The sequence below is a fragment of the Paenibacillus sp. Y412MC10 genome, from assembly GCF_000024685.1.
Lineage (GTDB): Bacteria > Bacillota > Bacilli > Paenibacillales > Paenibacillaceae > Paenibacillus_AQ > Paenibacillus_AQ lautus_A.
Window position 1 is genome coordinate 6,068,613 of the sequence record NC_013406.1, and the last position, 22,272, is coordinate 6,090,884.

Genomic DNA, 22,272 nt, shown 5'->3' on the forward strand with positions numbered 1-22,272 from the left:
TGTATGGATGCCTTCGGACCCGCTTCATACTGCCGTTAACCATCATCTTCAATAGGCCATCGGAGTCGGCTTCCGGTTCTGGGCTGCTTTGCTGAATTCGGCTCTCAGCCGCTGCCCGATTAGAAGAATCAATCCTTCTACATCGATCGGGTGCTCCTCATGCACCGTTACCTGCACCGCGCCTGAAGGTAGATTGTAATTCACGGTTGTCTCTGTTTTGAAATCCATCAGCAGGCCGGATATCGTGCTCATCTGCTCTGGGCTGATCTGAACGGATTGCGGGGACGTCGGCTTCCCTGCAAAAGCTTGGTTTTGCGCTGCACTCGCGGGTGGCCCAATAGTACTTATGCTTGTAGCATGGCTAGGCGGCATATAGGGGCCGTATGTCGGGTTCAATGCTGGATTCGGCAGCAGCGGCTTGCTGAAATCAGCTGGCGCTGGTTTCGGGATGATGGGAGCCGGAAGGGCAGCTGCACTCGAAGGGGGTTCCTTCGGTTGAGCAGCTTCCTTGTCTTTTTTCCCGAAGGAAAACGTCTTAGAGAACCATTTTGACACCGTCTTCTTACCCTCGTTGAATTTATCACCGATACCGGTAATGGCGCCGCCCACCTTCTCGCCAATATAGCTTCCTACGGTGCCGCCGAGCGTTGAGCCGATCATCGTACCTGCAACTGGAATCACGGAGCCAACGATGCCGCCGATCGTGCTTCCGATGCCGCCGCCGACGGTAGAGCCTATCGCTTGGTTTCGTTCCTTCCCAGGCTTAGCGGTAGCGATTGCGGTCGCATCGGCTATATAACTTAATGGGCCAAGGGCGCGTTTGCCAAGCCCCTTCATTAAGCCGGAGCCTAGGCCGCTTTTGCCGGCATTTTTCACTGCATTTGCTCCAGTGCTACCGTCAGCTGCCTGTTTTACTGCATCTGATCCTGCACCCGTCTTGGCAACGCTCGCCGCGCCTCCGGATACGATGCCGCTGGAAGCGCCGCCGCCAAACATTCCTTTTGTGATACCCACGGCATCCTTGAGTAATTGCACAGCTCCCTTCCCCGTGTTGCCTAAAGTTTCTATAAAATCTCCCGTTGTTTCCGCTTTGTTAAACGCCTTGCCCCACTTCGTTAGAGGCTTATTGGCTGGTTCCGACTTGGGAGCAGCCGTCGTGCTTTGATTGGAGTTGGATCCACGGCCGCCTCCCCTTCTGACCCCATTGGGCCTAGGCGCCGTCCTGGGGGCAGGTTCAGGGCCCGGTTTATCTTTACCCCATGCTTCGCGCATCTTTGTTCCTTTTCCATATAGTTGGCCCCCATTTTTCATGGTGGCGCCTACGGTGATAACACCGCCTAAAATGCCTAGAGCAGTATCCCATCCCGATTTTTTACCGCTCCCGCCGCCTCCAAGCTGAAGCGATCCAAGCGCATCCGTAAGCTTATCCACCGCAATCGTATTCGCATTCAGCGCAGCGATCATCGGAGAAAAATCAAGCCCTGCCGCTCGCAAATCCACCTGAACACTCGCCTCGATCTGCTTCTGCACGCTCAGGTTTAGATTCGTATCAATCTGCTTCTGCACATTCAGCTTCACATTCGCCGAGGCTTGGATGACTTGCGACTTCACCCGCTGCATTTTGGCGAGCAGGTTGTCCAGCCCCTTCGAGGCGCTGTCCTTCAGCACGATTTCAGGCGCCATGCGGGTTCGTCCGATTCGCATGACGCGTCCCTGGATCCGTTCAAAATAACGCTCCATCGCCCGCAGCTCGCGGTTGGCCTTGATCACGTTTTTCGGATCGATGACCAGATTCATGCGGTAGTTCATGGCTTCAGCCATTTCGTTTCACCTCCTGTTCACTTCAAACTCTGACCGGCCATGCCCTCGATCTCCTCCTGGGAGAAAGCGAGCAGCAGCAGGCGCTCGCCTCGCGGGAGCCGCCAAAAATCTCCGGGACGAAGGTGATGCCGGACCCACAGATGATACAGCATCGTCGTCATTCCCCCGGAGCCGATCAGTTTTTTAGGTCAGCAATCTCAACCCCGAAGCCGGACAGCTCCAGTACTTTATCGCCTACGGCATCCAGCTCTCCGGCCAGCAGCATGCGGCGGACCGCCTGCTCTCCGCCCGACAGCTTCAAGCGGCTTGTAATTCGCGGATCGCCCCAGCCGCTAAGCGTCAAGCCCTTCACCGACAGACTGCTCGTCGCTTCGGAGATGAGCAGCGCATTAAAGGTTTCGGTATCCACCTTCTCGTCCACTGTGCCCTTCACCGTCCGGCGAACCGTGCAGCGCTCGCGGATGCTGTCCACCTTGCTTGAAGTCAAACCCTGCAGCACCATCTGCATATCCAGCCGCTTAATGCGTACCGTTTCCTCCGGCAATCTTTCCGCCGCCTCGAACAGACTGTCCAGAATTTGCTCCTCGCTCATGTTCTCGTGTAAGCTCATGTGTATATCTATCTCCTTCACTCATAAAATAGTAGCCCTAAACTCAGCGGGCGACGTTCGCCCGAACCAGACACGCCATGCCGGGCGAAGCCCCGCTTATTGACCGCTCTCAAGCCGTGCTTAAGGTAAACAGCCCTTAATCCCCCTGAATCGGATCCAACAGCTCGTACCCCTCAAAGGTAAACGAGGTTTCCTCCTGCACTTCCTCGCCGGCCGTCCAGTTGGCCAGCTGGATTTTGTCCGGCATGCAGCGAATCAGGCGAACGCGCTCATGGCCGTAGGATTCGGGATCGTCCAGCTTGGAGATGATATCGAATTTGGTGAAGCCGCGGGAGATCATATCGGAAGTGACCTTGTACCCGCTCATCGTGCCGGTTCCTTTTTTGCTGCCGTTTTTGTGCACCGTCCAGTCGTTGCCGACCAGCTTCAGTTCGCGCTTCTCCAATTCCACGCTGGCTTCCAGCTTATTAATGTGCGTCTGCCATACCCCGTCGATATATGCCTGGCCGTATGTCCCCATAATGACTCTTGAAGCATCCAACATATTAAGTTCCTCCTCGATTTCGTTAAGTTTTTAAGAAAAACGTTTATGGACGTGCATCCACAAAAAGGCAATTCGGTTCTCATCTTAAATGTACTGATCGCTCTTCTCGTTATTGCACGTAAAACGTACCGAACAGCTGCTCCATCACGTCGGTCAGCTTTACGTTCCATTGCAGGAAAACCTGGTCCGGCTCCGGCGTGTTCACGGCGGAATCGCCATAGTACGCTGGATCGAGAATGACGTCATAACCGTCCGGCTCGATGACATTGCTCAGCGACAACGAAGCGAGATATTCCTTCACGGCGCCGATCAGCGCGAGTCGTCCTTCCTCGGTGTTGTTCACCTTGCCGATGTAGGTCTGTTCCGCGGCCAGCTGCAAATCGGCATGGATCGCATCCATCACGCGGATGGAACGGATTTTTTTCCAGGCATTGTTTTGGCCTTCCGCCGGATTCACCAGCGTGTTGATGCCGCGGAGCGCCTTTACCTGACGACCGTCGTAGAACAGGACGAATACGCCATTGCGTACGGCCTGCTCCTGCTCGGAGCGCGTCCAGCGGCGGGTCACATCTTCGAATGGCGTTACCGCATATGTAGCGGATTGGTTCAAGCGTTGACCGGCAATAAGCCCGGCCACATAAGCAGCCGTCTGCGCGGAACTGTAGTTCACGCCGGATAGACGCACGCCCGTCCCCACATTGATGATCCCTTCATGGTTCAATGCAAGCGACCGGTCTGCGGCCAGTTTGGCTGCATCCTTGGAGATGTCGTCCGCCGCGCTGCCGCCGAATACGGCCATCACGCCGCGTCCTTCTTGACGGAGACGCTTTACCCAAGCCGCAAAGCTCTGCAGCAGAGCCATATCCGCAGCGTAATCCAGGGCGAGTACATTAAATTCCTGGCCTTCGACTGCATCCAACATCTCGATATAATCGGCATTCGTCAGACCGCCGTTGCCGCTCTTGCCTCCGGACAGCGCGGCTCCGTTCACGTCAGCGGGAACGCCGGACGTTTCCAGTGCGGTTGCCGTCACCCAGAGGTTCTCGGCATCTTCGTTGATCTGCGCCGCCATCGACGCAGCGGATCCGTCCGGGCTGGAATATGTGCCAAGCAGCTTGGCGCCTTCATAGAGGCGAAGCTCGCGTGCGGCCGGGTCGATCAGCGACGGCTGCACCGTTACGGAGAAGCCGTTGCCGCGGCTGCCCGGGTATTTGGCCTCAAGCTTCAGCACGTCCGAAGGCGCAGCTTCCGCATTTTGAAGCGTCACGCTAGCCGCTGCTGCCGTGTTGTCCGCCAAACGATAAGCCAGCAGCTTTTTCGGACCACCGAGCAATGCCAGATAAAGCGTCTCGTAAGCGGTAGCGCCATCCTGGCTATCCGCGGAATACAGCTCGGAAATCGCGAACTCGCTTCCGATCTCCACGAACTCCTGCACCGGTCCCCAATTGGCTTTGACCGGCACGACGACCGTACCGCGACTGCCACCCTGAACAGCCGACGCGGCTGCTGCCTTGAAATTCATATACAAACCCGGCAGTACCGGTTTATTCGTGCTTTCCCATGTTCCACCTGCCATGATTAGACCACCTTCGCTTTCATGAATTGTTGGATTCTTTCTTTGACCTCGGTTACCGTGAACTGCTCTCCATCTGCCCCATACATGGCACCCGCAAGCACTTCCGCCCGAACCTGAAACAGTTCATGGGCGTGTGCTTCAAGTTCCGTCAAGGAATATCGGGGAGCGCTGCTCCCGGGAGCTTCGGATTTGAGTGTTTTTTTCACAGCCATATTGGCCACCTCACTTTAAGATAGGATGAATGTTAACGCGCCTGATCAAGGCGGCTTCCTCCGGCGAACGGTTCTTCCGCTGGGCCAGGGTTAGCTTAATCTGACCGTCCAGAATGGGATCGGCCTGCATATCGGAGGAAATTTCCGCAACGGATAAATAACGGCGTTCCTGTAAGTCCAGAACCAGCTGGACCTGGGTGCCAAGCTCCTCCACCAGCCTTGCAGCCGTAAGCTGCTCGTCCGCGGAATCCAGGGAGGCGATATGCCCGATAAAGGTTTTGCGGACCTCGAACATCGAAGCTCCCGCCATTCGGGTCTCGCAGCCGGTCATCCGCCATAATACGGCGTGATCCTCCCGCCCCGCAGGCCATGCCGTATGGTAGATGCGCCAAGGACCACCCAGCATATCTCCTGTCCAGGCTGTCAGCGTATCCAGCCATTCATCCGGCTGTCCGACGGAGCCTGCCCCGGATGCCTGCGGCATATAGATCCCGAATCGCAAGACCCGGATCATTCTGCCTGAAACAGGATCAAGCTTGTCAGCCTCAGGAACACCCAAATAATGAAGCTTGAATGCATTTCCGTCGGCTCCGGCAACCCGCTTGCGGTGAAGTCCCTGAATGAGTAAATCCGCCCATCGATCCAATTGCGGCAGATCGGAACGATCCCCATGCAGCTTCAATCGCACCACCTGCCGGTACCCGGCCCATGAGGATTTCCAGACGTCCTCGCCGAGCGTGATCACGGCATATAGCGGGTCGCTTACCCCCTCCTCCGGCGGATGCACGTCATATACATGGCCTTCAAGCTCCGGAATGAGGAATGCGACGGCCTGTTTGACCGCCCCTCTCATTCCGCAGTTTGCCGGACGCTCTCCGGTCGGCCATAGGACAGCCAGCTGCTCAGAACGATCACATGCTTATGCAATATGACCCCCTCCTTTCTTTTCATATAAAGAATCGGAAATGAGACGCCCCAGGCATCAACCGCAACAAAAAACCGGTCCTTCTCAAGGCCGGCTCACATCGACTGTGTGTGTGTGTTCGGTACGCTCTGTTTTGCTTCATTTCCGATAATACAATCTTACACCCCTAAATCGGATGCGCTGACGCCTTATGGGACGATTCATGCTGAACTTTAAGCGGAATGACGGCGGAAAATAGCACGAACTTATGTTCTCATTTATGTTTGGATTCCCAGCCTTATCTTGTTCTTTCTCGTGAAATGCGGCCTTTCTATTTAGAATCAAAAAACCGGAGGACCTCCATTCTGAGGTCCTCCGGTTTTGCTCGATGTGATGATCCGTGCTCGCGCTTGTCAGCTCATTTTGCTCTTGGCGGCTTTCTCTAATTCCTGCAGCTTCAGCAGTCCTCTGTCCGCCAAAGCCAAGGCCAATTTATAAAAAGCCCGGGTTCGGATCTTCGTGTACGTGTCCTTGCTGACCGGCGGCTCGAGGATATGGTTGTACACTTTGTAATCGAATACGTCGTCCTGTTTCATGTACCGTTCCCGAATCAGGGTCTGCTCCCGCTCGCCAAGCCGTTCCACGATCGATTCGATCGTTTCGCAATACTGCTTCCTGGCCGCCGGCATATCTACATTATATATGGCAACCGCTGCCGTTTGGTCCGAGGTGACGTTGGTCGGTCCATGGAACCGCTCCGTGTAGGATGCGGTCACGCTCATCTCCCTGACTTCGAATGTAATGGTTTTATAGATGCGATATTTTTCGAATATCGCTTCAACGGCGCTTTGGGTCTTTCTACGATCCAATTCCGGTAACAATGGATTCATTCGGAAACACTCCCCTTTTATTGTCATGGTCAAGCTTACAATTTGCCATTTGGCAGAAGCCGGTTCTTCATCTTATGTTCGCATATTGTTCGTATTTTTCATTAATATACCACTATTTGGAGACCGGCGTAAACCTTCAAATGGACGAACTATATAGAGGTATATGGGACATCCCTCTCGTTTTCTTGCCTTTTGGCAATGATGCTCTCTTTTATTTTACCTGTTGGCAAAGGATGAGGGTGCGTTTATACTATAAGTAGATGTTTCAGATGGACTATGGTGAGGAGTGGCCGGAACGTGGAACGCATATTTGGATCGTACTTGAAAGAGATGAGGGAGAACAAAGGCTGGAGCATCAATCAGCTGGCCCAGGCCGCCGACATCAGCGGATCGCAGATCTCGCGGATCGAGAATGGGCTGCGGGGCATACCCAAGCCGCAAACGCTGCGCAAAATGGCGGAGGCGCTCGAGGTTCCCTATGAAGAGCTGATGAACAAAGCAGGTTATCTGCAGCAGGATGCCGCCAAGCACGAAGAGATACCGGCTCCCGCTTGGGCAACCTCCAGGGATAAACGGGATTTCAAGAAAATGCTCGAGGATGACGGCGAGCTCATGTTTGACGGGGTCCCTCTGAGCGGGGAGGACAAGCAGCGCATCAAGGATGTCTTGACCGGACTGTTCTGGGAAGCCAAGCAGATGAACAAACGCAAGAAATAAATCCACATGCATAAGGAGATACATAACGATTCTTACGATTCAACCAAAACCAATATTGCAGGTGAACTGCCATGGATGATCATTTACAACCTTTAATCCGTCAGCTGATCAAAAAACATCACACCAACTGCCCCTTTGAAATAGCGGCTTCCTTGGGCATACATATTCGGTTCGCAGATTTAGGCCAGACGACCAAAGGACTGTATTTCCGTAAACTAAGACGGAGATTCATCGTCATCCACAATCAGCTGCCGCCGCCGTGGCAGCGCTTCGTATGCGCGCATGAGCTGGGGCATGACCGTCTTCATAAGGGAATCAGCCGTTTTTTTCTGGAGGAGCATTCCTATTTCAGCCCGGGTAAACTGGAGCGGCAGGCGAACCGCTTTGCCATTGCCCTGTTGACCGCAGGTCTCGCGCCCGGAGCGGGAGAGTCCCTGCACGAATTCTACCTGAGAGCCGGCATTCCGCAAGAAATGCTATATTTTTTTAGATTTTAGACGAACATACGTTCCTGATTAGCATCCATTCTTTATTTTCATTCAACCACCGATGGGCAAAAAAGAACCCGCCTTTGGCTTGTCGCCAAAAGCGGGCTGCTTGGTGAAAACTCATTCAAGAGGTTAGCGGGAGAGGATGCCGGCGGGCTCTTTCTATAATCCGGTCCGTTTAACTGCGCTCATAACGGTTCAAAGATGGCAACCTGCCGCTTGCCAATCTTCAGATGCTGAATTCTTTTAAACCGGTCATGCTTTAATTTCTGGCCTTTGTCGGATATGACGGCAACCACCGAACGGACGGGATCCAGGATCGCATGTATGCCGTTAAAAAAATCCTCCACCGGCTCCTGGCTTCCGCCGCTCCAACTAACCATGTCCCCGTAAGGGAGATCGGTCATGACGATCTGGGTCCCCTTGCAGGAGGCCAGGCTTTCCTCCGGTTGGGGCTGGGTAATATCGGCTTGAAAACAAAACGTTTCTTCCAAACGGGACATTCTTATCAGCTCCCGCAGTCGGTCAGCGCTTTCCAGCGCATCCTGATGGGATGGCTTATGATAGAGCGCGAGCAGCTCTTTCAGCTGTTCGGTGCGTTGTTCCAGCCCCTCTTCACGGAGCAGCGACAGGTTCTTCCCGGCGATGCCGAGCACCTCCGCGTTAATGTCCGAGCCGATCACGCGGCGAATGCGCCGCCCGTGCAGCAGGCCCACCACCGTCAACAGATACGCCCCGCCGCAGCAGGGATCGTATAAGGTATAAGGCCCCTGTACGCCTTTTTCCTCTAATATATGAAAGCACCGCTGGGCAATCTCGCTGGCCAGCCTGACGGGAAACGACGTCGTTCCCTGCGCATTATACAGTACCCGGCCGCTGGCGAAATCCTCGTAGCTGCGCTGGGCTGATTCATAGATATATTCCATTCGAACGATTCCTTCCATCCGGCTAAAGCCTGAGTAGTTTCTAATGATTCCACATACAGATTAACATCCCTTGGCCCTATCTCAAAATCCGGTTACGGCTCCCTGCTCACAGTTTCAACGAACGGCTTACCTTTCCCTTCGATAAGGCCGAATGACGGTTCGGCATGCGTAAAACCGCAATAATGTCGCGGTGGAAGCATGATCACAGCTAACAGAAGCTTCAGCCTGCCGCCTCTACTTATCCAGATGGGACATATAATCAAACGCCGTCGTGCCGTACACGTTCTTGAAATGCCGGTTCAAATGGGCAAGATCCGTGAAGCCGCATTGGGTCACGGCTTGATAAACATCCCGGCTGTCCTCGATCAGGTGCTTGGCGCGCTCCACTTTACAGTTCAGATAATACTGATAGGGCGACAGCCCCGTATTCGCTTTGAAGGTACGGATGAACTGATACTTCGACATCCCGAACTCCCCGCTCAATTCGTCCAAACGGAGGACATGCTCCAGATGATCCTGCATCATGTCTTTCGCCTTCCGCGTAAATACGCTGTCCTTCCGGCTGTCCGGGTTCAGAATATCCTCGTTAAAATGCCCCGCCAGGCCCAGCAGCAGCTCGCTGCTCTTAGCCTCCGGCTGACCTGTGAAGATCGACCTCGTCACATTGAGAATGCTCTGCCGCAGTCCCGCATGATATACGATCGGAGATTGGAACCGCACGATATCCTTTTTCTGAGTCAATTCCAGGAAGAGCTCCGGATGAATATAGATCATCACATAGTCGATGCCCGTTCGTTCCTGGGACCAGCCATCATGATTCTGCTCCGGATGGAACAGCATGACCCCGCTTTGGTAAGAAGCCTGCTGGCTGCCGTCAAGGGAGTACTTCTGTATGCCGCGCAGCGTAACGCCGAGGGCATACTCTTCGTGGTAATGCTTCTTGTATTTGAAATCCGTCAGGCTCGCGGACAATGCGGTAATGCCCACCGCTTTTTTGTAAATAAACTGCTCCATCTTCCTTCACCCCTTTATGAGCTCCGGTATGCCGGATACGACGATGGCCGAATACAGCAGAAACAAAGCCAGGATCGTGTTGGTCGTCCTCCGATATTTTTGCATAATTCCTTGAAAAAGGCTACCGCACACGGCCCAGGTCATATACGCGGACAGCCCGATTAACGATACCGCGACCACAAACGCCGAAACGACAGGGCCTGCCGTATAATACGGCATCACGTAGCTGGGAATGACCGTCAGCGTGAACATTACCACCTTCGGATTGATAAACTGCATCAGAAATCCGGACGTAAAAGAAGCCGTTTGGTTAACGCCGGACTTGGATACGTCCATATTATACACTTGATACGCAAGATACAGCATGAACAGGCAGCCGGCTACCCGCATGATCGGCAGAATGATCGGCATGCCGGAGGACAGCAGCTGGCCTAATACGACCGAAGCGGCGATTAATATGAAAAAAGCGATGGAGGCACCGGCGATGTAGCGCAAGGTCTTCTTCATGCCGGAGTTCTGGACCGAAGACAGAATGACGATATTGGACGGTCCCGGTGAGAAAGCCACGATAAAACAGTAAATAAAAAACGAAGACAGGTTCATGATGATAGCTCCTAACAAAGGAATTTCCTTTGTCATTATAGAGCCGGACGCGAAGTGGGGCATAGTACATTATTGCAGCAGAACAAGAGCCGTGACGATTACGGCCCTTAAGCGAAAATCATTTCATGATACTGTCCTTAATGACCGGACTGGTGCGTCTTCGGTTGCTCCTGCGCATGCGCGCTGCCGGATAAATTGAGCAGCACGACCCCTGCGATGATCAGCAGGATCGAGAATACCTTGAGCCCGTTGATCTGCTCCGCAAAGAACATGTAACCGATCAGCGTAATGATCATGATGCCGAGTCCCGACCAGATCGCGTAAGCCACGGATATTTCAATCTGCTTCAGGCTCAATGTCAGGAAGCTCAAGCTGCAAATATAGAACACGACCAGCAGCACGCTTGGCAGCGGTTTGCTGAATCCTTCCGACAGCTTCATGTTCAGCGTGCCCGCCACCTCGAACAGAATAGCCAAACTTAGATAGACCCAATGCATAATCTCAAGACCCCTTCCGTTTCTCAGCGGCAATGCCGAACAATAAAATATCCATGACGGACTGCAGCAGCTCCCCCAGCGGCAGTTGATGCTTCACCGTCGCCCTCGAATCGTAAATCTGATGGAGCGATCCGAGGTACAGGTCGATGAACAGCGGCATATGAATCCGTTTGATGCTGCCCTCGGCCATACCCTGCTCCATCAGCTCGGTGACAATGCCCCATTCTTCTCGAAAAAAGGTGTCCAGCTTCTCCCACTGCGGATAATGCGACCGCTTCAGATCCGGCAGCATCCCCAAATCCATCTTCTCCATCTCCTGAGGCAGGCAGATCAGGATCTGATGGATTTTCTCCAGAACGGTAAGCGTCTCGTCCGCCGCAATTTCGCGTTCGCGCTGCTGGATGTGACGAATCATCCCGTCAATGATATGCTCAACGATTTCTTCCTTGGATGAAAAATGCTCATATATCGTCCGTTTGCTAATCGCAAGGCCGCGGGCCAGATCACTGACCGTAAACGTAAACCCCTGCCGCTGAATCAAACGGATCGTTTCATTCAATATTCGCTCGCGCAAGTGGCCAAACCCTCCTTCTGGTACTGAAAATACTTCATTGGTACCATTAGTATTATAACGCTTCAATCAGCATAAAATCCAGAGTTTTCTATAAAAAAAGAGCCTGCTTACAAGCCGTAAGCAGGCTCTTGTCCGGAGAACAACGGTTTAATCAAACCGCACGTCGCCAATGCCGAACCAAGGAAAATATCCGGCCGCCATATAAGCGCAGCAGGCGGCGGATGCCAGTAAACCGACGACCAGAAGATCGTAGCGGGAATATCGTGACGGGTAATAATACGTTCGGGCCTTCGCCCGTTCCCCGTCAAATTGCTTCGCCTCCATCGCCGCAGCCACCCGGTGTGCCCGGCGGATGCTTTGCGCCAGGAGCGGCACCACATACATGCCTGCACGGTTCACCATGCCGCGAACTCCCCGAATCGGGCGGACTCCCCGTACCTTCAAGGCCTGGCGGCGGATCACATATTCCTCCCAGACCATCGGCAGCAGCCGGATCGAAGCCATGAAGCTGTATGCATACTTCGGCGCCAGCCTCAGCTTCTGCATCAGGCTGTAGAACAGATCCACCGAGGACGTTGTCGTCACGAGCAGCAGTCCCTCCGATGCAAAGGCAATCCCCTTAAAGCCCAGATGCAGCCCCCGATAGAAGCTTTCTTCCGATACCCGGAACAATCCCCATTCCCACCAGATCGTCTCCCCCTTACCGAACAGCATCATGGAAGAGGCTGACGATATAAAGGCAAGCAGGAACGGAATGAAAAACAGCAGCATCTTCCACGGCTTCACCCCGCTGAGCACCACGAGGCAAATCATAAAGATAAAGGCCTGATACATGACAAAATCAAGATCATGGGTCAGCACCGTCATAAAAAACAGCGCACAGATCAGTCCCAGCTTCACCACCGGATTCGCCCGGTGCAGCCAAGTGATCCGCACAGGATTCCATATATTCATGCGTTCACCCCCGTATGGAGATGACCGGATGCAGCCAGCGTATCCCGCAACGCATCGGCGTGATTCGCTTTGCCCGTCTCCCGTCCGGATTCGGTCCCGCTACACCAGCGCGGGGAAGGCAAACTTGACGTCAACCGCCCTTCCCGAATCTCCCAGATGTGCGTGGCCGCCCGCTGCGCGATCTCCATTTCATGGGTCACCATGAGAATGGCGGTTCCGGAGCGGCGCAGCCGTTCGCACATCTCCAGAATCGCGAACGTGTTCCGCGCATCCTGTCCGAAGGTCGGTTCATCCAGGAGCAGGACGGCCGGCTGCCTTGCCATGGCCGTGGCAACGCTCAGCCGGCGCTTCTGGCCTGTCGACAGCTGGTACGGGTGCCTGTTATCCATGCCGTCCAGCCCAAAGCGTTCCAGGCAGCGGTCGGCCCGTGCCTTCGCTTCATCCGGCGGCATTTGGTCCACCAGCAGCGAGTACATCACCTCATCGCCGATACGTTCCGTCAGAAACTGAAGCTCCGGATTCTGAAACACGAATCCGATTTGGCGCAGCTGCCGCTCTCTCTTCTTCCGCACTTTCCTGCGCTTGCCCTGGATGACCTCCTCCCCGCAGAGCACATAGGTCCCTTCGGCGCGCAGGAGCCCCATCAAACTGAGCAGCAGCGAGCTTTTGCCTGCGCCGTTCGGCCCGATCACCGCAATGAAATCTCCGGGGTATACCTCAGCCGAAGGAAGAGAGACGACCGGTTTCTCCCATCGCAGTCCCCGGAAATCATCTAACCGAATGACAGGCTCCCCAAGGTGGGCATACGTTGAGTCTGCCTCAGGTATGAGACTTCCCAGCTCATCGCCTGGCGCGTCTACCGGAGCAAACAGCTCCCGTCCTACCCGAGACTCCGCATAATCCTCCCATACGCCGGGATACCAGATGCCATACGCCTGAAGCTCGCGCGCATACTCGGCGAATATCGCTGCCGGCGGACCATCGCCCAGAATGGCGCCATCCGGGGTGAACAGCACCACGCGGTCCACGTATTGGGCCATTTCTTCAATCCGGTGCTCCACGATAATCAGCGTACGCCCTTCCGATACGGCCTTCACCGCTGACCAGATTTGCTCCCTGCCTTCCGGGTCGAGCAGGGCGGACGGCTCATCGAGGAACAGCACCTCCGGCTCCAGCAGAAGGGCCGAAGCCAGCGCAAGCCTCTGCTTCATCCCCTGCGACAGATGACCGATCGGCATATGCAGCTCCTGAAGGTCAAGCCCAACCTCATGCAGGACGGCTTGCATTCGCTCCTTCATCTCGTCGCGGGGAACGCTGAGGTTCTCCAGCACGAAGGCCAGCTCTTCATCCACGTACGGCATGCAGAACTGGGTATCCGGATCTTGGAATACATATCCCCAAGAGCGAGGCACCAGCTGGGCTTCGCATTTCATCGGCACCTCCGTGGCGCGGGGAATCATCCCGCTAAGCACCTGAAGCAGCGTAGATTTGCCGCAGCCGCTCGGACCGAGCAGCAGCACCTTTTCCCCGCGGGCAGCCGAGAAGGACAAGTCCTTAAACATCAAACGCTCCTCGCCCGGATACTTCAGGCGCAATCCCTCCACATGCACGGCCTGCTCCGTAACCGCCTCGGCGGTTGAAGACGAAACCAAGCGGGCGGCGGTTTTAGACATGGCGCGGATCATCCAGTGCTTCATAATCCTTCTTGGACGCAGGGCGCAGCAGGGATGTGACGCCCGTACGGTCCAACGCTTTGGCCAGCAGCAGCATGAGCAAGCCGGCAATGACGGCGCCGCTGAGAATCCGCATGCCATACTTGGCAAGGAACATCCAGGTCTGAAGATCATCGGTATAACTGTAATAGAAGTCCATCACCATCGAGCCGACCGCCGCGCCGGCCCCGGCAATCGCCACCGTCCACGCCGAGGTGCTCCGGTAACGGAACGCCGCGAATACCAATTCCGCGCCCAGCCCTTGAATGAGACCGTACAGCAGCAGCGTCAGTCCCCAGCCGCTCCCGAACAGCACTTCCACGTGGGCCGCCGCCACCTCCGCGATGATGGCCACTCCCGGCTTGCGGATCAGCAGGTAAGCGAGCGTGGCCGCTGCGAACCACATGCCGTATAACAGTTCATCCGCTTCGAAGAACAGCGGTTTCAGCAGATTGTAAACCGATCCCCAGAAGTGATAAATGACGCCAAGCACCAGCGATACCAGCACCGTCACCAAAATATCGCTTAATCGCAGCCCTTTTCTAGGCTGTACCCCCAATTTCTCTTGCACAGACGTTCCCATAACAACACATTCCCCTCTCCACCGCTTTTTTTGTATAAACACAACAAAAAACCGTCTGGAAAAACGCGCAGACGGAAAAATAGGCCCTATGTAGGCAGGGTCGGATATTCTCTACGCTGGCATTACCCAGTTCAGATTAACGGTCAACAGCGGATAGCAGCTGCAATCTCAGCCTGATTCACTCAAGCCCCCGTATTCCCTATTCGGTTTCATGTTAATCTTAAAATACACATTCGTTCCCCAATTAGCAAGAACCTTTTTTCAAAAATGGCTATTTATTGATTTCCGGCTCATTCTATGTCAATATCAGAGTGATTGGCTTTTCCACCAACGTTTTATTGCCGACACCTATGCACAAAGGAGAATGACATGGCTAAACAATTGCTGCGTCTGATGACCGAGCTGTCCTCCCGCAAGTGGCTGTCCCGCATCATGGGGCATTGTTCCCACAGCCGGCTGAGCCGTCATCTAATACCTGCATTTATACGAATCTACCAAATCCCGGCGCATGAAGCGGAGAAGGAGATCCACGAATACCGTTCGCTGAACGAATTCTTTTCCCGCCGGTTAAAAATAGGCCTCCGCGCCATAGACGACACCGCCGATGCCATGGTAAGCCCCGTCGATGCCACGATTTCGGCGATGTGCGCCGTCAACGCCGGCACCATCCTCAGCGTCAAGGGACAGGATTATACCCTGAGCGAGCTGCTCGCCAAGTCACCGAGAATGGAGAATTATATCAACGGTTATGCATTCGTATTGTATTTAAGCCCCACCGACTATCATCGCATACATTCCCCGGTAACCGGCATTCAAGCGGAAAGCGAGCATTTGAAGGGCCGGGTATACCCCGTGAACGATTTTGCGATGACCCATATCCGGAACGTGCTCAGCCGCAACGAGCGCCTCATTACCTATATTGCCCATGAATTCGGCGAAGTTGCGGTCGTGAAGGTCGGAGCCATGAACGTAAGCAGCATCCGTTATGCCGACGAGAGCGTGAAGAAATACGACATTGGCGACGAACTTGCGTACTTTGAATTCGGCTCTACCGTCGTGCTCTTGACGGAGAACGGCACGTTTACACCCCGCGGTGACTTGGAACCGGGCTCCAAGGTGAAGATGGGAGAACTGCTCGGTTTGCTGCACCCTTCCACAGCCCGAAAAGGGTAATTCCTTTCAGCTTCCAAGCATGCGCTTTAAGCTAAGTCCATGAAACATTCGACGGATGAAGGATTACCGCCTGCTCAGCAGCCGGTAAATGATCCGCTGAAACAGCCGATCTGGCAGCAGTCCCTTGATCCGCGCGGTCAGCCGCGTGCCTCGGGGCAGCGTATAGCGGAACCTCGGTTTGGTCATGGACGATATGCTTGCCACAAGACGGGCTACCTCCTGCGGATCCCCGCTTTCCTTGGCCGTCCGCTCGGAATAGTCCAGCACGCCCTTCAGCAGATCGCTGTAGGGTGATCCTTCCTTGACCGCCAGCTCCCCAAAACTCTTGTTCCAGATCGGCGTGCCGTAGGCACCGGGCTGGACCAGCACGACGTCGATCCCAAAGGGCATCAACTCCATGGACAGGCTCTCGCCGAACCCCTCCAGCGCAAATTTGGAAGCGGCATAGGGACCATAACCCGGAAAGCCGACCCTGCCGCTAATGCTGCTCATGAGAATGATTTTAGACCGTCCGGTCTTGCGCAGCAGCGGGAGCATATGCTGCGTCACCGATACGGTCCCGATGAAATTCGTCTCCATCTGCTTTCGCCAGCCCCCCAGCGGCACTTCCTCCACCATGCCGCCCACCGCCTCGCCGGCGTTGTTCACCAGCACGTCCAAGCGGCCGAACTTCTGCTCCAGCGCCGAAGCAGCAGCCTTGACCTGCTCCTCGGCACTTATATCCAATCGGAAGATGTGAATACGCCCGGTAACATCTGCTTGTTCAGCCTGAGCCAACAGCTCTGCTGCCGCCTCAGGTCTGCGAAGACCCGCGGCCACGTCATAACCTGCTTTTGCCAGCTCCAGACTGATCAGCAGTCCGAACCCGCTTGACGCGCCCGTGACCAGCGCAACCTTCCCTGCTCCCGCCGTTACCACCGGATCACCGCCGGCTCCGTCGATGCCGTTATTCCTCTCACATGCCAACATCCTTCCTTTATCCAAATGCCTAATCCCTTACTTTTTCGAGCTCTGCTCTTAAGCGTTTTATGTATATTCCCAATATATCAAATGTTTGCAATGTCAACAGAGTCTATCGCAGCTGCATCCCTTTACAACGTAATCAGACAAACTCCCTGTCCGTATAGGCACCCACTAAATAGCCCCACAAAGCGGAGCCTATGCTTCGATGCTTATTCCAAATACTTTGCGGGGACTCCAAAACATATCGAAAAAAAGGGAGCTTGTCAGCTCCCTTTTGCGTGTTTCCAGCGAAATGCGTATATGATAACGGGATTCAACATCACCCGTATGTAGGCCAAGGTCCTTTAAAACCAAACGTCCTGATGATTCGGATTCGTTGTCTTCATGCGGCGCAAGCGATTTCTGAAAATACCGCAGCCGCCACGACTGAAGAAACGTCCACGCACCCGTCTTCTTGGGCTCATTCCCCTCTCCCCCCTTCATAAGAAAAACGTCTATCGACGTACTCGCATAGAAGACAGACCGCATTTAGCGGAAGTTTTTCTTGCGATATCAGGAAGGCTCATGCTTCGAATTTATACTTTCTGATATCTTAAAATGAAACTGTACGTCGTTTTTACCCTAAATCGCTTGCTATGAAACCCATAGGCCCCTTCCACCAAGCAGGTAAGTTATGGAAGGGCGGGGAATCACCGAATTTCGGATGGGCTCTTGCCCGTATACTGCTTAAATTGTCGGCTGAAGAAGAAAATATCCCGATAACCCAGCGCGTCGGCCACTTCCGTTACGTTCATCCCTTGATGCAGCAGCAGATGCTGCGCCCGCTCGATCCGCATCTGAATGATATAGGATTGCACCGGCGTGCCGATCAGCTCCTTGAACTTGATCGAGAAGTAGCGGGGAGACAACCCCGCTCTGGCCGCCAAATCCTCGACCCGATGGGGAACCCCCGGGTGCTGGCGGACGTAATTCGCGATTTCATGGATCGCCTCGGACAGCTGATTGCTTGCTTTTTTGACCACCGGAGCATCCAGATCCGAGCGCAGCAGATGAATCATCAGCTGCTTCAGAATGAGCTGGCCCTCTTCCAGTGAACCATAGGGCTTGTCCAGATACAAACGCACATAGCGTGCAAGCAAATATTCGAAATCCATCGTTTCCGTCAGCTTGCGATAAGATGCCGGAATCTCTTCGACCGGGTCGGTCACGTCAAAATGGATATATGTCAATACGAGCGGCTTCTGCGGATTGTGCGTCGCGCTCGTATGATCTCCGGGTCGGAACAGGAAGCAGCTTCCCTTTCCCACGGTAAAGGGCTCGTCATTTAGCTCGACCGTGCCTTCGCCGCTCCATACATAGAACAAATCGTAGTTCTGCATGGGCCTTTCGCGTTTTTGCCATTTCCAGCCCGGCTCGCAAACGATTTTGGCAAGCGCAGGCATGATTATAAACGAAGACGGCGATGCATTCAGCATCTCGTCATAACCCCCTCATCTCATTCAAAAATTGACCTCTTTCCCATCATACCCGTTTTTTATGTTTTTTGCATGTCCCGCCATGCCTGCGCCATCCGGGCAACCCCTTCTTCGATGCTGGATATGCCGAGATGCGAGAAGCCGAAGCAGGCGGCAGGCGGCCCGGGCGTACGATGATAGGCCGCCGCATCCCGAAACATGACGCCGCGCTTGCGGGCAGCCTCCTGGAACAGGGCGTACTCTTCCGCGGAGCGCAGCCAGTTCGCGTAAACGTGCAGGCCGGCATCGCCGGGGTGAAGGCGAAACAAGCCCGAGGCGTGGGTTTCCATCCCATGGCGAAGCGCCTCATACCGCGCGCCGTACAGCCGGGTCATTCTTCTGAGATGCCGCCCGTAACCTCCCCTTACAATAAAGCGGGCCAAGGCACGCTGCTCCAATACGGCTGGCGAGATCGGCTCGTACAGAGCCTTGGCCTGAACGACCGCCTCAACCAGGCTCGGGGGAAGCACGGCATAACCGATGCGGAGGCCGGTGAACATCGTTTTGGAGAATGAACCGACAAAGATGACGCGCCCCTCGTCGTCCAGCATTTTCAGAGGTTCGATCGGCTTGCCGCCCCAGCGGAATTCGCTGTCGTAATCATCCTCGATAATGAAGGCCTGGCGGCTTCGCGCCCAATTCAGCAGCGCCCTTCTTCGCTCCAGCGGCAGCACCGCGCCGGTCGGGTATTGACGGCTGGGGCTTACGACAAGCAGGCCGGCGTCCCATTCGCACGGAATCAATCCGGCATCGTCGACAGGGGACGGCAGCGGAATCCCGCCGCTCAAGCTTATGCCCCGGTGGATTCCCTGATAACCCGGATCCTCCATCACCACGTGATCGCCGGGATCAACCAGCAGCTGAAACATCAGGACAAGCCCCTGCATGGAACCGCTGAAAACCACGATATGCTCGGGATCCGCCTGTATGCCCCGCGTGAACCGGAGGTGTCCGGCTATCGCCCGGCGCAGTTCGATATCCCCCTCCGGCGGCGCTCCATTCTGCAGCTCGGCTCCCCCGCTTCCGCCTGCATAGGATAACGCGCTCCGCCACTCCGAATAAGGGAAATCCTCCATGGGCATCCTCGCATTCGCGAAAGAGATCGTACCCGGGGGAGGCTCCTTCAGCAGCAGCTGTGCCGAGACATATTCCCCGCTCTGGCTCATCAGTCGCTGCCCCCAAGCGGAGAGCGCCGGCGCCCGCTCGGCCAATGGCGGCTGGCCTGCCGTGGCAGCGATTCCCTCGGCCACGTATGTTCCGCTGCCCTGCCGGGATACGACGTAGCCCTCGGCCATGAGCATGTCATAACACTGCGCGGCCGATCCCCTGGACACCCCGTAGAGCCTGGCCAGCTCGCGGGTTGCGGGAAGCCTCGTGCCTTCCGGCAGCTTGCCGCTATGAATCGCGGCGCGAATCGCGTGGTACAGAGCCAAATATTTATATCGATATTGTTCCACATAGGTCTCGAACGGCAATCCAAGCTCCATGACGATGTCTCCTCTATTTTGGGATTACGATCAAATTGGACTATACAAATTACTCTAAATTGGCGCTTTTTCCTTGTCAATGAACATCGTATGCTGTTATTCAAAATGATAGGGGGAGCATGTAACCATGAGAAGAGACGAATTTGCGATGGAGGATCCCCAAGAGATCGAGGACTTCCTTCGCGGGATGAGCTTTGGTTTCCTTGGAACAGCCGATGAAGAGGGAATCCCGCGTGTAACGCCTTTGAATTTTGCCTATGTCAACGGAGCGTTCTATTTTCACGGCAGCCGGATGGGTGAGAAAATGGACCATCTCCGCCGGACGCCCGCCGTATGCTTCACCATTGCGGATGAGTATGCCCTCATCCCTTCCTATTTCTCCGACCCCGAGATGGCATGCCCGGCCACGGCCTATTTCAAAAGCGTAACCGCTATCGGCGAGGCCGTGATCGTAGACGATCTGGAGGAAAAAGCGCTTGCGATGGAAGCGCTGATGCAAAAGCTGCAGCCTGAAGGCGGATACCGCGCCATCGACGCGAACGACCGGGCTTATATCTCCAGGCTGAAAGGGGTAGCCGTCATCCGGCTGACTCCGCAGCGAATGAGCGCCAAGTTCAAGTTCGGCCAGAACCTGAAGCCCGATCGGCTCCAAGCCGTCATCGAAGGCCTGGAATGCCGCGGCAAGAATCGGGACGAGGAGACGGCAGGACTGATTTGCAAGTATCACCCTGGACCGCGTTAAAGCATTACATTTATCCGTGACGGTTCCTGGGGTAGGTGGTATAATGTTAGGCAATGAAAACGTAAAGGCAACTTGTCACCTGCTCTTACCTTAACCAAAAGTATTCGGAAGGAAGGAATCAGTTCATGAACCCATTGGTTGGTCAATTGAATGGAAAAATGCAAGCTGGCAATCCGCATGTGTACGACATGCTCTCCACACTCGGCAGGGAAATCTACTTCCCGAAGGAAGGCATCCTGAGTCAATCCGCGGAAGCGACGAGCCATGCGAAAAAATATAACGCTACGATCGGCATTGCAACCGAGGGCGGAATCCCGATGCATCTGGGCGTCATCCAAGACAAACTTTCGGCATACCAGCCGAAGGATCTGTACCCGTATGCCCCTCCGGCCGGCAAGCCGGAGCTTCGCTCCGTATGGCGGAACAAGATGATCCAGGAGAATCCTTCGCTTGAAGGCAAGAGCTTCAGCAATCCGATCGTCACGAATGCGCTGACGCATGGACTTAGCATCGTAGCCGATTTGTTCGTGGATGAAGGGGATGCCGTCATTTATCCCGACAAAAACTGGGAAAATTACGAGCTGACCTTCGGCATTCGCCGCCATGGCATTCATGTAACCTATCCTCTCTTCACGGACGATATGAAATTTAACGCCGACGGACTTCGTCAGGCTCTGCTGAGCCAGAAGGATAAAGGCAAAGCCGTCGTTCTGCTGAACTTCCCGAACAACCCGACGGGTTACACGCCCGGCGCGGAGGAAGGTGCGGCCATCGTGTCCGCGATTCAGGAAGCTGCCGAGGCCGGCATGAACGTTGTCGTCGTAACGGATGATGCGTATTTCGGCTTGTTCTTTGAAGATTCGCTGAAGGAATCGCTCTTCGGACGCCTGGCGGGCCTTCATCCTCGCGTGCTTCCCGTGAAAGTCGACGGTGCTACGAAGGAAGAATTCGTATGGGGATTCCGGGTCGGCTTCATTACGTATGCGGCTGAAGATAAAGACGTGCTGGACGCTCTGGAGCAGAAAACGCTCGGCATTATCCGCGCAACGATATCCAGTGCCTCCCACCCTTCGCAGACCTTTGTTCTGGAGGCGCTGAAATCGCCGGAATTCCACGAGCAGAAGGAAGAGAAATTCGTCATCATGAAGGGCCGAGCCAACAAAGTGAAGTCCATCCTCGACAGCGGCAAATACGGCGATGTTTGGGAGTACTATCCGTTCAACTCCGGCTACTTCATGTGCCTTAAGCTGAACACGGTAAACGCCGAGGAGCTCCGCTCCCATCTCATTCATGAGTATGGCGTAGGAACCATCGCCCTCGGCGAGCATGATCTCCGGATCGCCTTCTCTTGTATTGACGAGGAGTATTTGGAGGATCTGTTCGACCTGGTCTACAAAGGGATTCAGGATCTGCAGAAGGCTTGATGATCCATGCATCCGAATATATAAACGTTTAGGTAAAATAAAGACCGGGAATTCTCCCCGGTCTTTATTTTTTCTTCTGCCATATCTAAACGCTCGCCCATACACATAGACCAATAGCTACATACAATACCGTGTACTATAAATCATCGAACTGAAAGGGGAATGAACATGGGTGCAGTTGAAGAAGTAAGACACGGTGGATACGGCGGATACGGCGGTGGATACGGAGTCGGAGCAATCCTGGTTCTCTTTATCCTGCTCGTTATCATCACTCGTTCTTTCTGGGTGTAATGACAACCAGATAACAGCTATACTAGAAATCGCAGGTCGCCACACGACGCACT

Annotated in this window: 25 protein-coding genes and 1 riboswitch; of the genes, 6 read left to right on the top strand and 19 right to left on the bottom strand. The window is 54.6% G+C overall.

Annotated elements, in window-relative coordinates:
* Positions 1 to 48: 48 nt before the first annotated feature.
* From GYMC10_RS26640 to GYMC10_RS26670, 8 genes are all read right to left on the bottom strand, one after another.
* The gene (locus GYMC10_RS26640) at positions 49 to 1,821 is read right to left on the bottom strand and encodes a hypothetical protein (protein ID WP_015737372.1); all 1,773 of its coding nucleotides are present in this window, start codon (positions 1,819 to 1,821) and stop codon (positions 49 to 51) included.
* Between the two features lie 17 nt (positions 1,822 to 1,838).
* Positions 1,839 to 1,973 carry a hypothetical protein gene (locus tag GYMC10_RS33165; protein ID WP_015737373.1) on the bottom strand — a complete coding sequence of 45 codons (135 nt, stop codon included), beginning with the start codon at positions 1,971 to 1,973 and terminating at the stop codon, positions 1,839 to 1,841.
* Positions 1,974 to 1,996: 23 nt separating this feature from the next.
* Entirely contained in the window at positions 1,997 to 2,431 is a 435-nt protein-coding gene (locus GYMC10_RS26645; protein ID WP_015737374.1) for a phage tail assembly chaperone, read from the bottom strand.
* Positions 2,432 to 2,567: 136 nt separating this feature from the next.
* A complete protein-coding gene (locus tag GYMC10_RS26650) occupies positions 2,568 to 2,975 on the bottom strand; it encodes a phage tail tube protein (RefSeq protein WP_009594594.1) in 408 nt (135 codons plus the stop codon).
* A 109-nt stretch (positions 2,976 to 3,084) separates the two neighbouring features.
* Positions 3,085 to 4,551 (bottom strand): phage tail sheath family protein, encoded by a 1,467-nt coding sequence (locus GYMC10_RS26655; RefSeq protein WP_015737375.1) that lies wholly within the window; start codon positions 4,549 to 4,551, stop codon positions 3,085 to 3,087.
* 2 nt (positions 4,552 to 4,553) lie between these two features.
* Positions 4,554 to 4,763 carry a hypothetical protein gene (locus GYMC10_RS26660; protein ID WP_015737376.1) on the bottom strand — a complete coding sequence of 70 codons (210 nt, stop codon included), beginning with the start codon at positions 4,761 to 4,763 and terminating at the stop codon, positions 4,554 to 4,556.
* Between the two features lie 10 nt (positions 4,764 to 4,773).
* On the bottom strand, positions 4,774 to 5,616 hold the full coding sequence (locus tag GYMC10_RS26665; protein ID WP_015737377.1) for a hypothetical protein: 843 nt from the start codon (positions 5,614 to 5,616) through the stop codon (positions 4,774 to 4,776).
* Between the two features lie 464 nt (positions 5,617 to 6,080).
* Positions 6,081 to 6,557 carry an ArpU family phage packaging/lysis transcriptional regulator gene (locus GYMC10_RS26670; RefSeq protein WP_015737378.1) on the bottom strand — a complete coding sequence of 159 codons (477 nt, stop codon included), beginning with the start codon at positions 6,555 to 6,557 and terminating at the stop codon, positions 6,081 to 6,083.
* 297 nt (positions 6,558 to 6,854) lie between these two features.
* On the opposite strand from GYMC10_RS26670, the gene GYMC10_RS26675 reads away from it, so the two are divergent.
* Positions 6,855 to 7,274, top strand: a complete 420-nt coding sequence (locus GYMC10_RS26675; protein ID WP_009594555.1) for a helix-turn-helix domain-containing protein — start codon at positions 6,855 to 6,857, stop codon at positions 7,272 to 7,274.
* Positions 7,275 to 7,345: 71 nt separating this feature from the next.
* Positions 7,346 to 7,771, top strand: a complete 426-nt coding sequence (locus GYMC10_RS26680) for an ImmA/IrrE family metallo-endopeptidase (RefSeq protein WP_009594580.1) — start codon at positions 7,346 to 7,348, stop codon at positions 7,769 to 7,771.
* Between the two features lie 179 nt (positions 7,772 to 7,950).
* On the opposite strand, the gene GYMC10_RS26685 is transcribed toward GYMC10_RS26680, so the two are convergent.
* From GYMC10_RS26685 to GYMC10_RS26720, 8 genes are all read right to left on the bottom strand, one after another.
* Positions 7,951 to 8,688: a hypothetical protein gene (locus tag GYMC10_RS26685; protein ID WP_015737379.1), complete on the bottom strand. Its 738-nt coding sequence runs from the start codon at positions 8,686 to 8,688 to the stop codon at positions 7,951 to 7,953.
* A gap of 234 nt (positions 8,689 to 8,922) precedes the next feature.
* On the bottom strand, positions 8,923 to 9,702 hold the full coding sequence (locus GYMC10_RS26690) for an AraC family transcriptional regulator (protein ID WP_015737380.1): 780 nt from the start codon (positions 9,700 to 9,702) through the stop codon (positions 8,923 to 8,925).
* Positions 9,703 to 9,708: 6 nt separating this feature from the next.
* Positions 9,709 to 10,305, bottom strand: a complete 597-nt coding sequence (locus tag GYMC10_RS26695) for a LysE family translocator (protein WP_015737381.1) — start codon at positions 10,303 to 10,305, stop codon at positions 9,709 to 9,711.
* Between the two features lie 137 nt (positions 10,306 to 10,442).
* Positions 10,443 to 10,802 (bottom strand): DMT family transporter, encoded by a 360-nt coding sequence (locus tag GYMC10_RS26700; protein ID WP_009594607.1) that lies wholly within the window; start codon positions 10,800 to 10,802, stop codon positions 10,443 to 10,445.
* A 4-nt stretch (positions 10,803 to 10,806) separates the two neighbouring features.
* The gene (locus tag GYMC10_RS26705) at positions 10,807 to 11,376 is read right to left on the bottom strand and encodes a TetR/AcrR family transcriptional regulator (RefSeq protein ID WP_009594579.1); all 570 of its coding nucleotides are present in this window, start codon (positions 11,374 to 11,376) and stop codon (positions 10,807 to 10,809) included.
* A gap of 147 nt (positions 11,377 to 11,523) precedes the next feature.
* Positions 11,524 to 12,330 carry an energy-coupling factor transporter transmembrane component T family protein gene (locus GYMC10_RS26710; protein ID WP_015737382.1) on the bottom strand — a complete coding sequence of 269 codons (807 nt, stop codon included), beginning with the start codon at positions 12,328 to 12,330 and terminating at the stop codon, positions 11,524 to 11,526.
* Positions 12,327 to 14,003 (bottom strand): ABC transporter ATP-binding protein, encoded by a 1,677-nt coding sequence (locus GYMC10_RS26715; protein ID WP_049788745.1) that lies wholly within the window; start codon positions 14,001 to 14,003, stop codon positions 12,327 to 12,329. Before GYMC10_RS26715 ends, GYMC10_RS26710 begins: the two co-directional genes overlap by 4 nt.
* Positions 13,996 to 14,625: an ECF transporter S component gene (locus tag GYMC10_RS26720; RefSeq protein ID WP_015737384.1), complete on the bottom strand. Its 630-nt coding sequence runs from the start codon at positions 14,623 to 14,625 to the stop codon at positions 13,996 to 13,998. Before GYMC10_RS26720 ends, GYMC10_RS26715 begins: the two co-directional genes overlap by 8 nt.
* A gap of 91 nt (positions 14,626 to 14,716) precedes the next feature.
* A riboswitch (TPP riboswitch) is annotated at positions 14,717 to 14,829 on the bottom strand.
* A 165-nt stretch (positions 14,830 to 14,994) separates the two neighbouring features.
* Between GYMC10_RS26720 and asd the strand changes: the two genes are divergently transcribed.
* Complete coding sequence (gene asd, locus GYMC10_RS26725) at positions 14,995 to 15,798, top strand: archaetidylserine decarboxylase (RefSeq protein ID WP_015737385.1); 804 nt, start codon at positions 14,995 to 14,997, stop codon at positions 15,796 to 15,798.
* Positions 15,799 to 15,861: 63 nt separating this feature from the next.
* Here the strand turns inward: asd and GYMC10_RS26730 are convergent, their stop codons facing one another.
* The 3 genes from GYMC10_RS26730 to GYMC10_RS26745 form a co-directional block, all read right to left on the bottom strand.
* Entirely contained in the window at positions 15,862 to 16,767 is a 906-nt protein-coding gene (locus GYMC10_RS26730) for an oxidoreductase (RefSeq protein WP_015737386.1), read from the bottom strand.
* 683 nt (positions 16,768 to 17,450) lie between these two features.
* Positions 17,451 to 18,236 carry a helix-turn-helix domain-containing protein gene (locus GYMC10_RS26740; RefSeq protein WP_009594561.1) on the bottom strand — a complete coding sequence of 262 codons (786 nt, stop codon included), beginning with the start codon at positions 18,234 to 18,236 and terminating at the stop codon, positions 17,451 to 17,453.
* A gap of 59 nt (positions 18,237 to 18,295) precedes the next feature.
* Positions 18,296 to 19,762, bottom strand: a complete 1,467-nt coding sequence (locus GYMC10_RS26745; protein WP_015737387.1) for a PLP-dependent aminotransferase family protein — start codon at positions 19,760 to 19,762, stop codon at positions 18,296 to 18,298.
* Between the two features lie 127 nt (positions 19,763 to 19,889).
* Here GYMC10_RS26745 and GYMC10_RS26750 point away from each other — a divergent pair, with 127 nt between their 5' ends.
* The 3 genes from GYMC10_RS26750 (at position 19,890) to GYMC10_RS32070 (ending at position 22,219) form a co-directional block, all read left to right on the top strand.
* Positions 19,890 to 20,504, top strand: coding sequence for a pyridoxamine 5'-phosphate oxidase family protein (locus GYMC10_RS26750; protein WP_015737388.1), 615 nt, complete (start codon positions 19,890 to 19,892; stop codon positions 20,502 to 20,504).
* 125 nt (positions 20,505 to 20,629) lie between these two features.
* Positions 20,630 to 21,928, top strand: a complete 1,299-nt coding sequence (locus GYMC10_RS26755) for an aminotransferase class I/II-fold pyridoxal phosphate-dependent enzyme (protein ID WP_009592117.1) — start codon at positions 20,630 to 20,632, stop codon at positions 21,926 to 21,928.
* Positions 21,929 to 22,096: 168 nt separating this feature from the next.
* Positions 22,097 to 22,219 carry a hypothetical protein gene (locus GYMC10_RS32070; RefSeq protein WP_009592125.1) on the top strand — a complete coding sequence of 41 codons (123 nt, stop codon included), beginning with the start codon at positions 22,097 to 22,099 and terminating at the stop codon, positions 22,217 to 22,219.
* Positions 22,220 to 22,272: the final 53 nt, after the last annotated feature.

Excerpts from the sequence above, each read along its gene's own strand:
- GYMC10_RS26640 (WP_015737372.1), bottom strand. The coding sequence starts at position 1,821 with ATGGCTGAAGCCATGAACTACCGCATGAATCTGGTCATCGATCCGAAA.
- GYMC10_RS33165 (WP_015737373.1), bottom strand. The coding sequence starts at position 1,973 with ATGCTGTATCATCTGTGGGTCCGGCATCACCTTCGTCCCGGAGATTTT.
- GYMC10_RS26645 (WP_015737374.1), bottom strand. The coding sequence starts at position 2,431 with ATGAGCTTACACGAGAACATGAGCGAGGAGCAAATTCTGGACAGTCTG.
- GYMC10_RS26650 (WP_009594594.1), bottom strand. The coding sequence starts at position 2,975 with ATGTTGGATGCTTCAAGAGTCATTATGGGGACATACGGCCAGGCATAT.
- GYMC10_RS26655 (WP_015737375.1), bottom strand. The coding sequence starts at position 4,551 with ATGGCAGGTGGAACATGGGAAAGCACGAATAAACCGGTACTGCCGGGT.
- GYMC10_RS26660 (WP_015737376.1), bottom strand. The coding sequence starts at position 4,763 with ATGGCTGTGAAAAAAACACTCAAATCCGAAGCTCCCGGGAGCAGCGCT.
- GYMC10_RS26665 (WP_015737377.1), bottom strand. The coding sequence starts at position 5,616 with ATGAGAGGGGCGGTCAAACAGGCCGTCGCATTCCTCATTCCGGAGCTT.
- GYMC10_RS26670 (WP_015737378.1), bottom strand. The coding sequence starts at position 6,557 with ATGAATCCATTGTTACCGGAATTGGATCGTAGAAAGACCCAAAGCGCC.
- GYMC10_RS26680 (WP_009594580.1), top strand. The coding sequence starts at position 7,346 with ATGGATGATCATTTACAACCTTTAATCCGTCAGCTGATCAAAAAACAT.
- GYMC10_RS26685 (WP_015737379.1), bottom strand. The coding sequence starts at position 8,688 with ATGGAATATATCTATGAATCAGCCCAGCGCAGCTACGAGGATTTCGCC.
- GYMC10_RS26690 (WP_015737380.1), bottom strand. The coding sequence starts at position 9,702 with ATGGAGCAGTTTATTTACAAAAAAGCGGTGGGCATTACCGCATTGTCC.
- GYMC10_RS26695 (WP_015737381.1), bottom strand. The coding sequence starts at position 10,305 with ATGAACCTGTCTTCGTTTTTTATTTACTGTTTTATCGTGGCTTTCTCA.
- GYMC10_RS26700 (WP_009594607.1), bottom strand. The coding sequence starts at position 10,802 with ATGCATTGGGTCTATCTAAGTTTGGCTATTCTGTTCGAGGTGGCGGGC.
- GYMC10_RS26710 (WP_015737382.1), bottom strand. The coding sequence starts at position 12,330 with ATGAATATATGGAATCCTGTGCGGATCACTTGGCTGCACCGGGCGAAT.
- GYMC10_RS26715 (WP_049788745.1), bottom strand. The coding sequence starts at position 14,003 with ATGTCTAAAACCGCCGCCCGCTTGGTTTCGTCTTCAACCGCCGAGGCG.
- GYMC10_RS26720 (WP_015737384.1), bottom strand. The coding sequence starts at position 14,625 with ATGGGAACGTCTGTGCAAGAGAAATTGGGGGTACAGCCTAGAAAAGGG.
- asd (WP_015737385.1), top strand. The coding sequence starts at position 14,995 with ATGGCTAAACAATTGCTGCGTCTGATGACCGAGCTGTCCTCCCGCAAG.
- GYMC10_RS26730 (WP_015737386.1), bottom strand. The coding sequence starts at position 16,767 with ATGTTGGCATGTGAGAGGAATAACGGCATCGACGGAGCCGGCGGTGAT.
- GYMC10_RS26740 (WP_009594561.1), bottom strand. The coding sequence starts at position 18,236 with ATGCTGAATGCATCGCCGTCTTCGTTTATAATCATGCCTGCGCTTGCC.
- GYMC10_RS26745 (WP_015737387.1), bottom strand. The coding sequence starts at position 19,762 with ATGGAGCTTGGATTGCCGTTCGAGACCTATGTGGAACAATATCGATAT.
- GYMC10_RS26750 (WP_015737388.1), top strand. The coding sequence starts at position 19,890 with ATGAGAAGAGACGAATTTGCGATGGAGGATCCCCAAGAGATCGAGGAC.
- GYMC10_RS26755 (WP_009592117.1), top strand. The coding sequence starts at position 20,630 with ATGAACCCATTGGTTGGTCAATTGAATGGAAAAATGCAAGCTGGCAAT.
- GYMC10_RS32070 (WP_009592125.1), top strand. The coding sequence starts at position 22,097 with ATGGGTGCAGTTGAAGAAGTAAGACACGGTGGATACGGCGGATACGGC.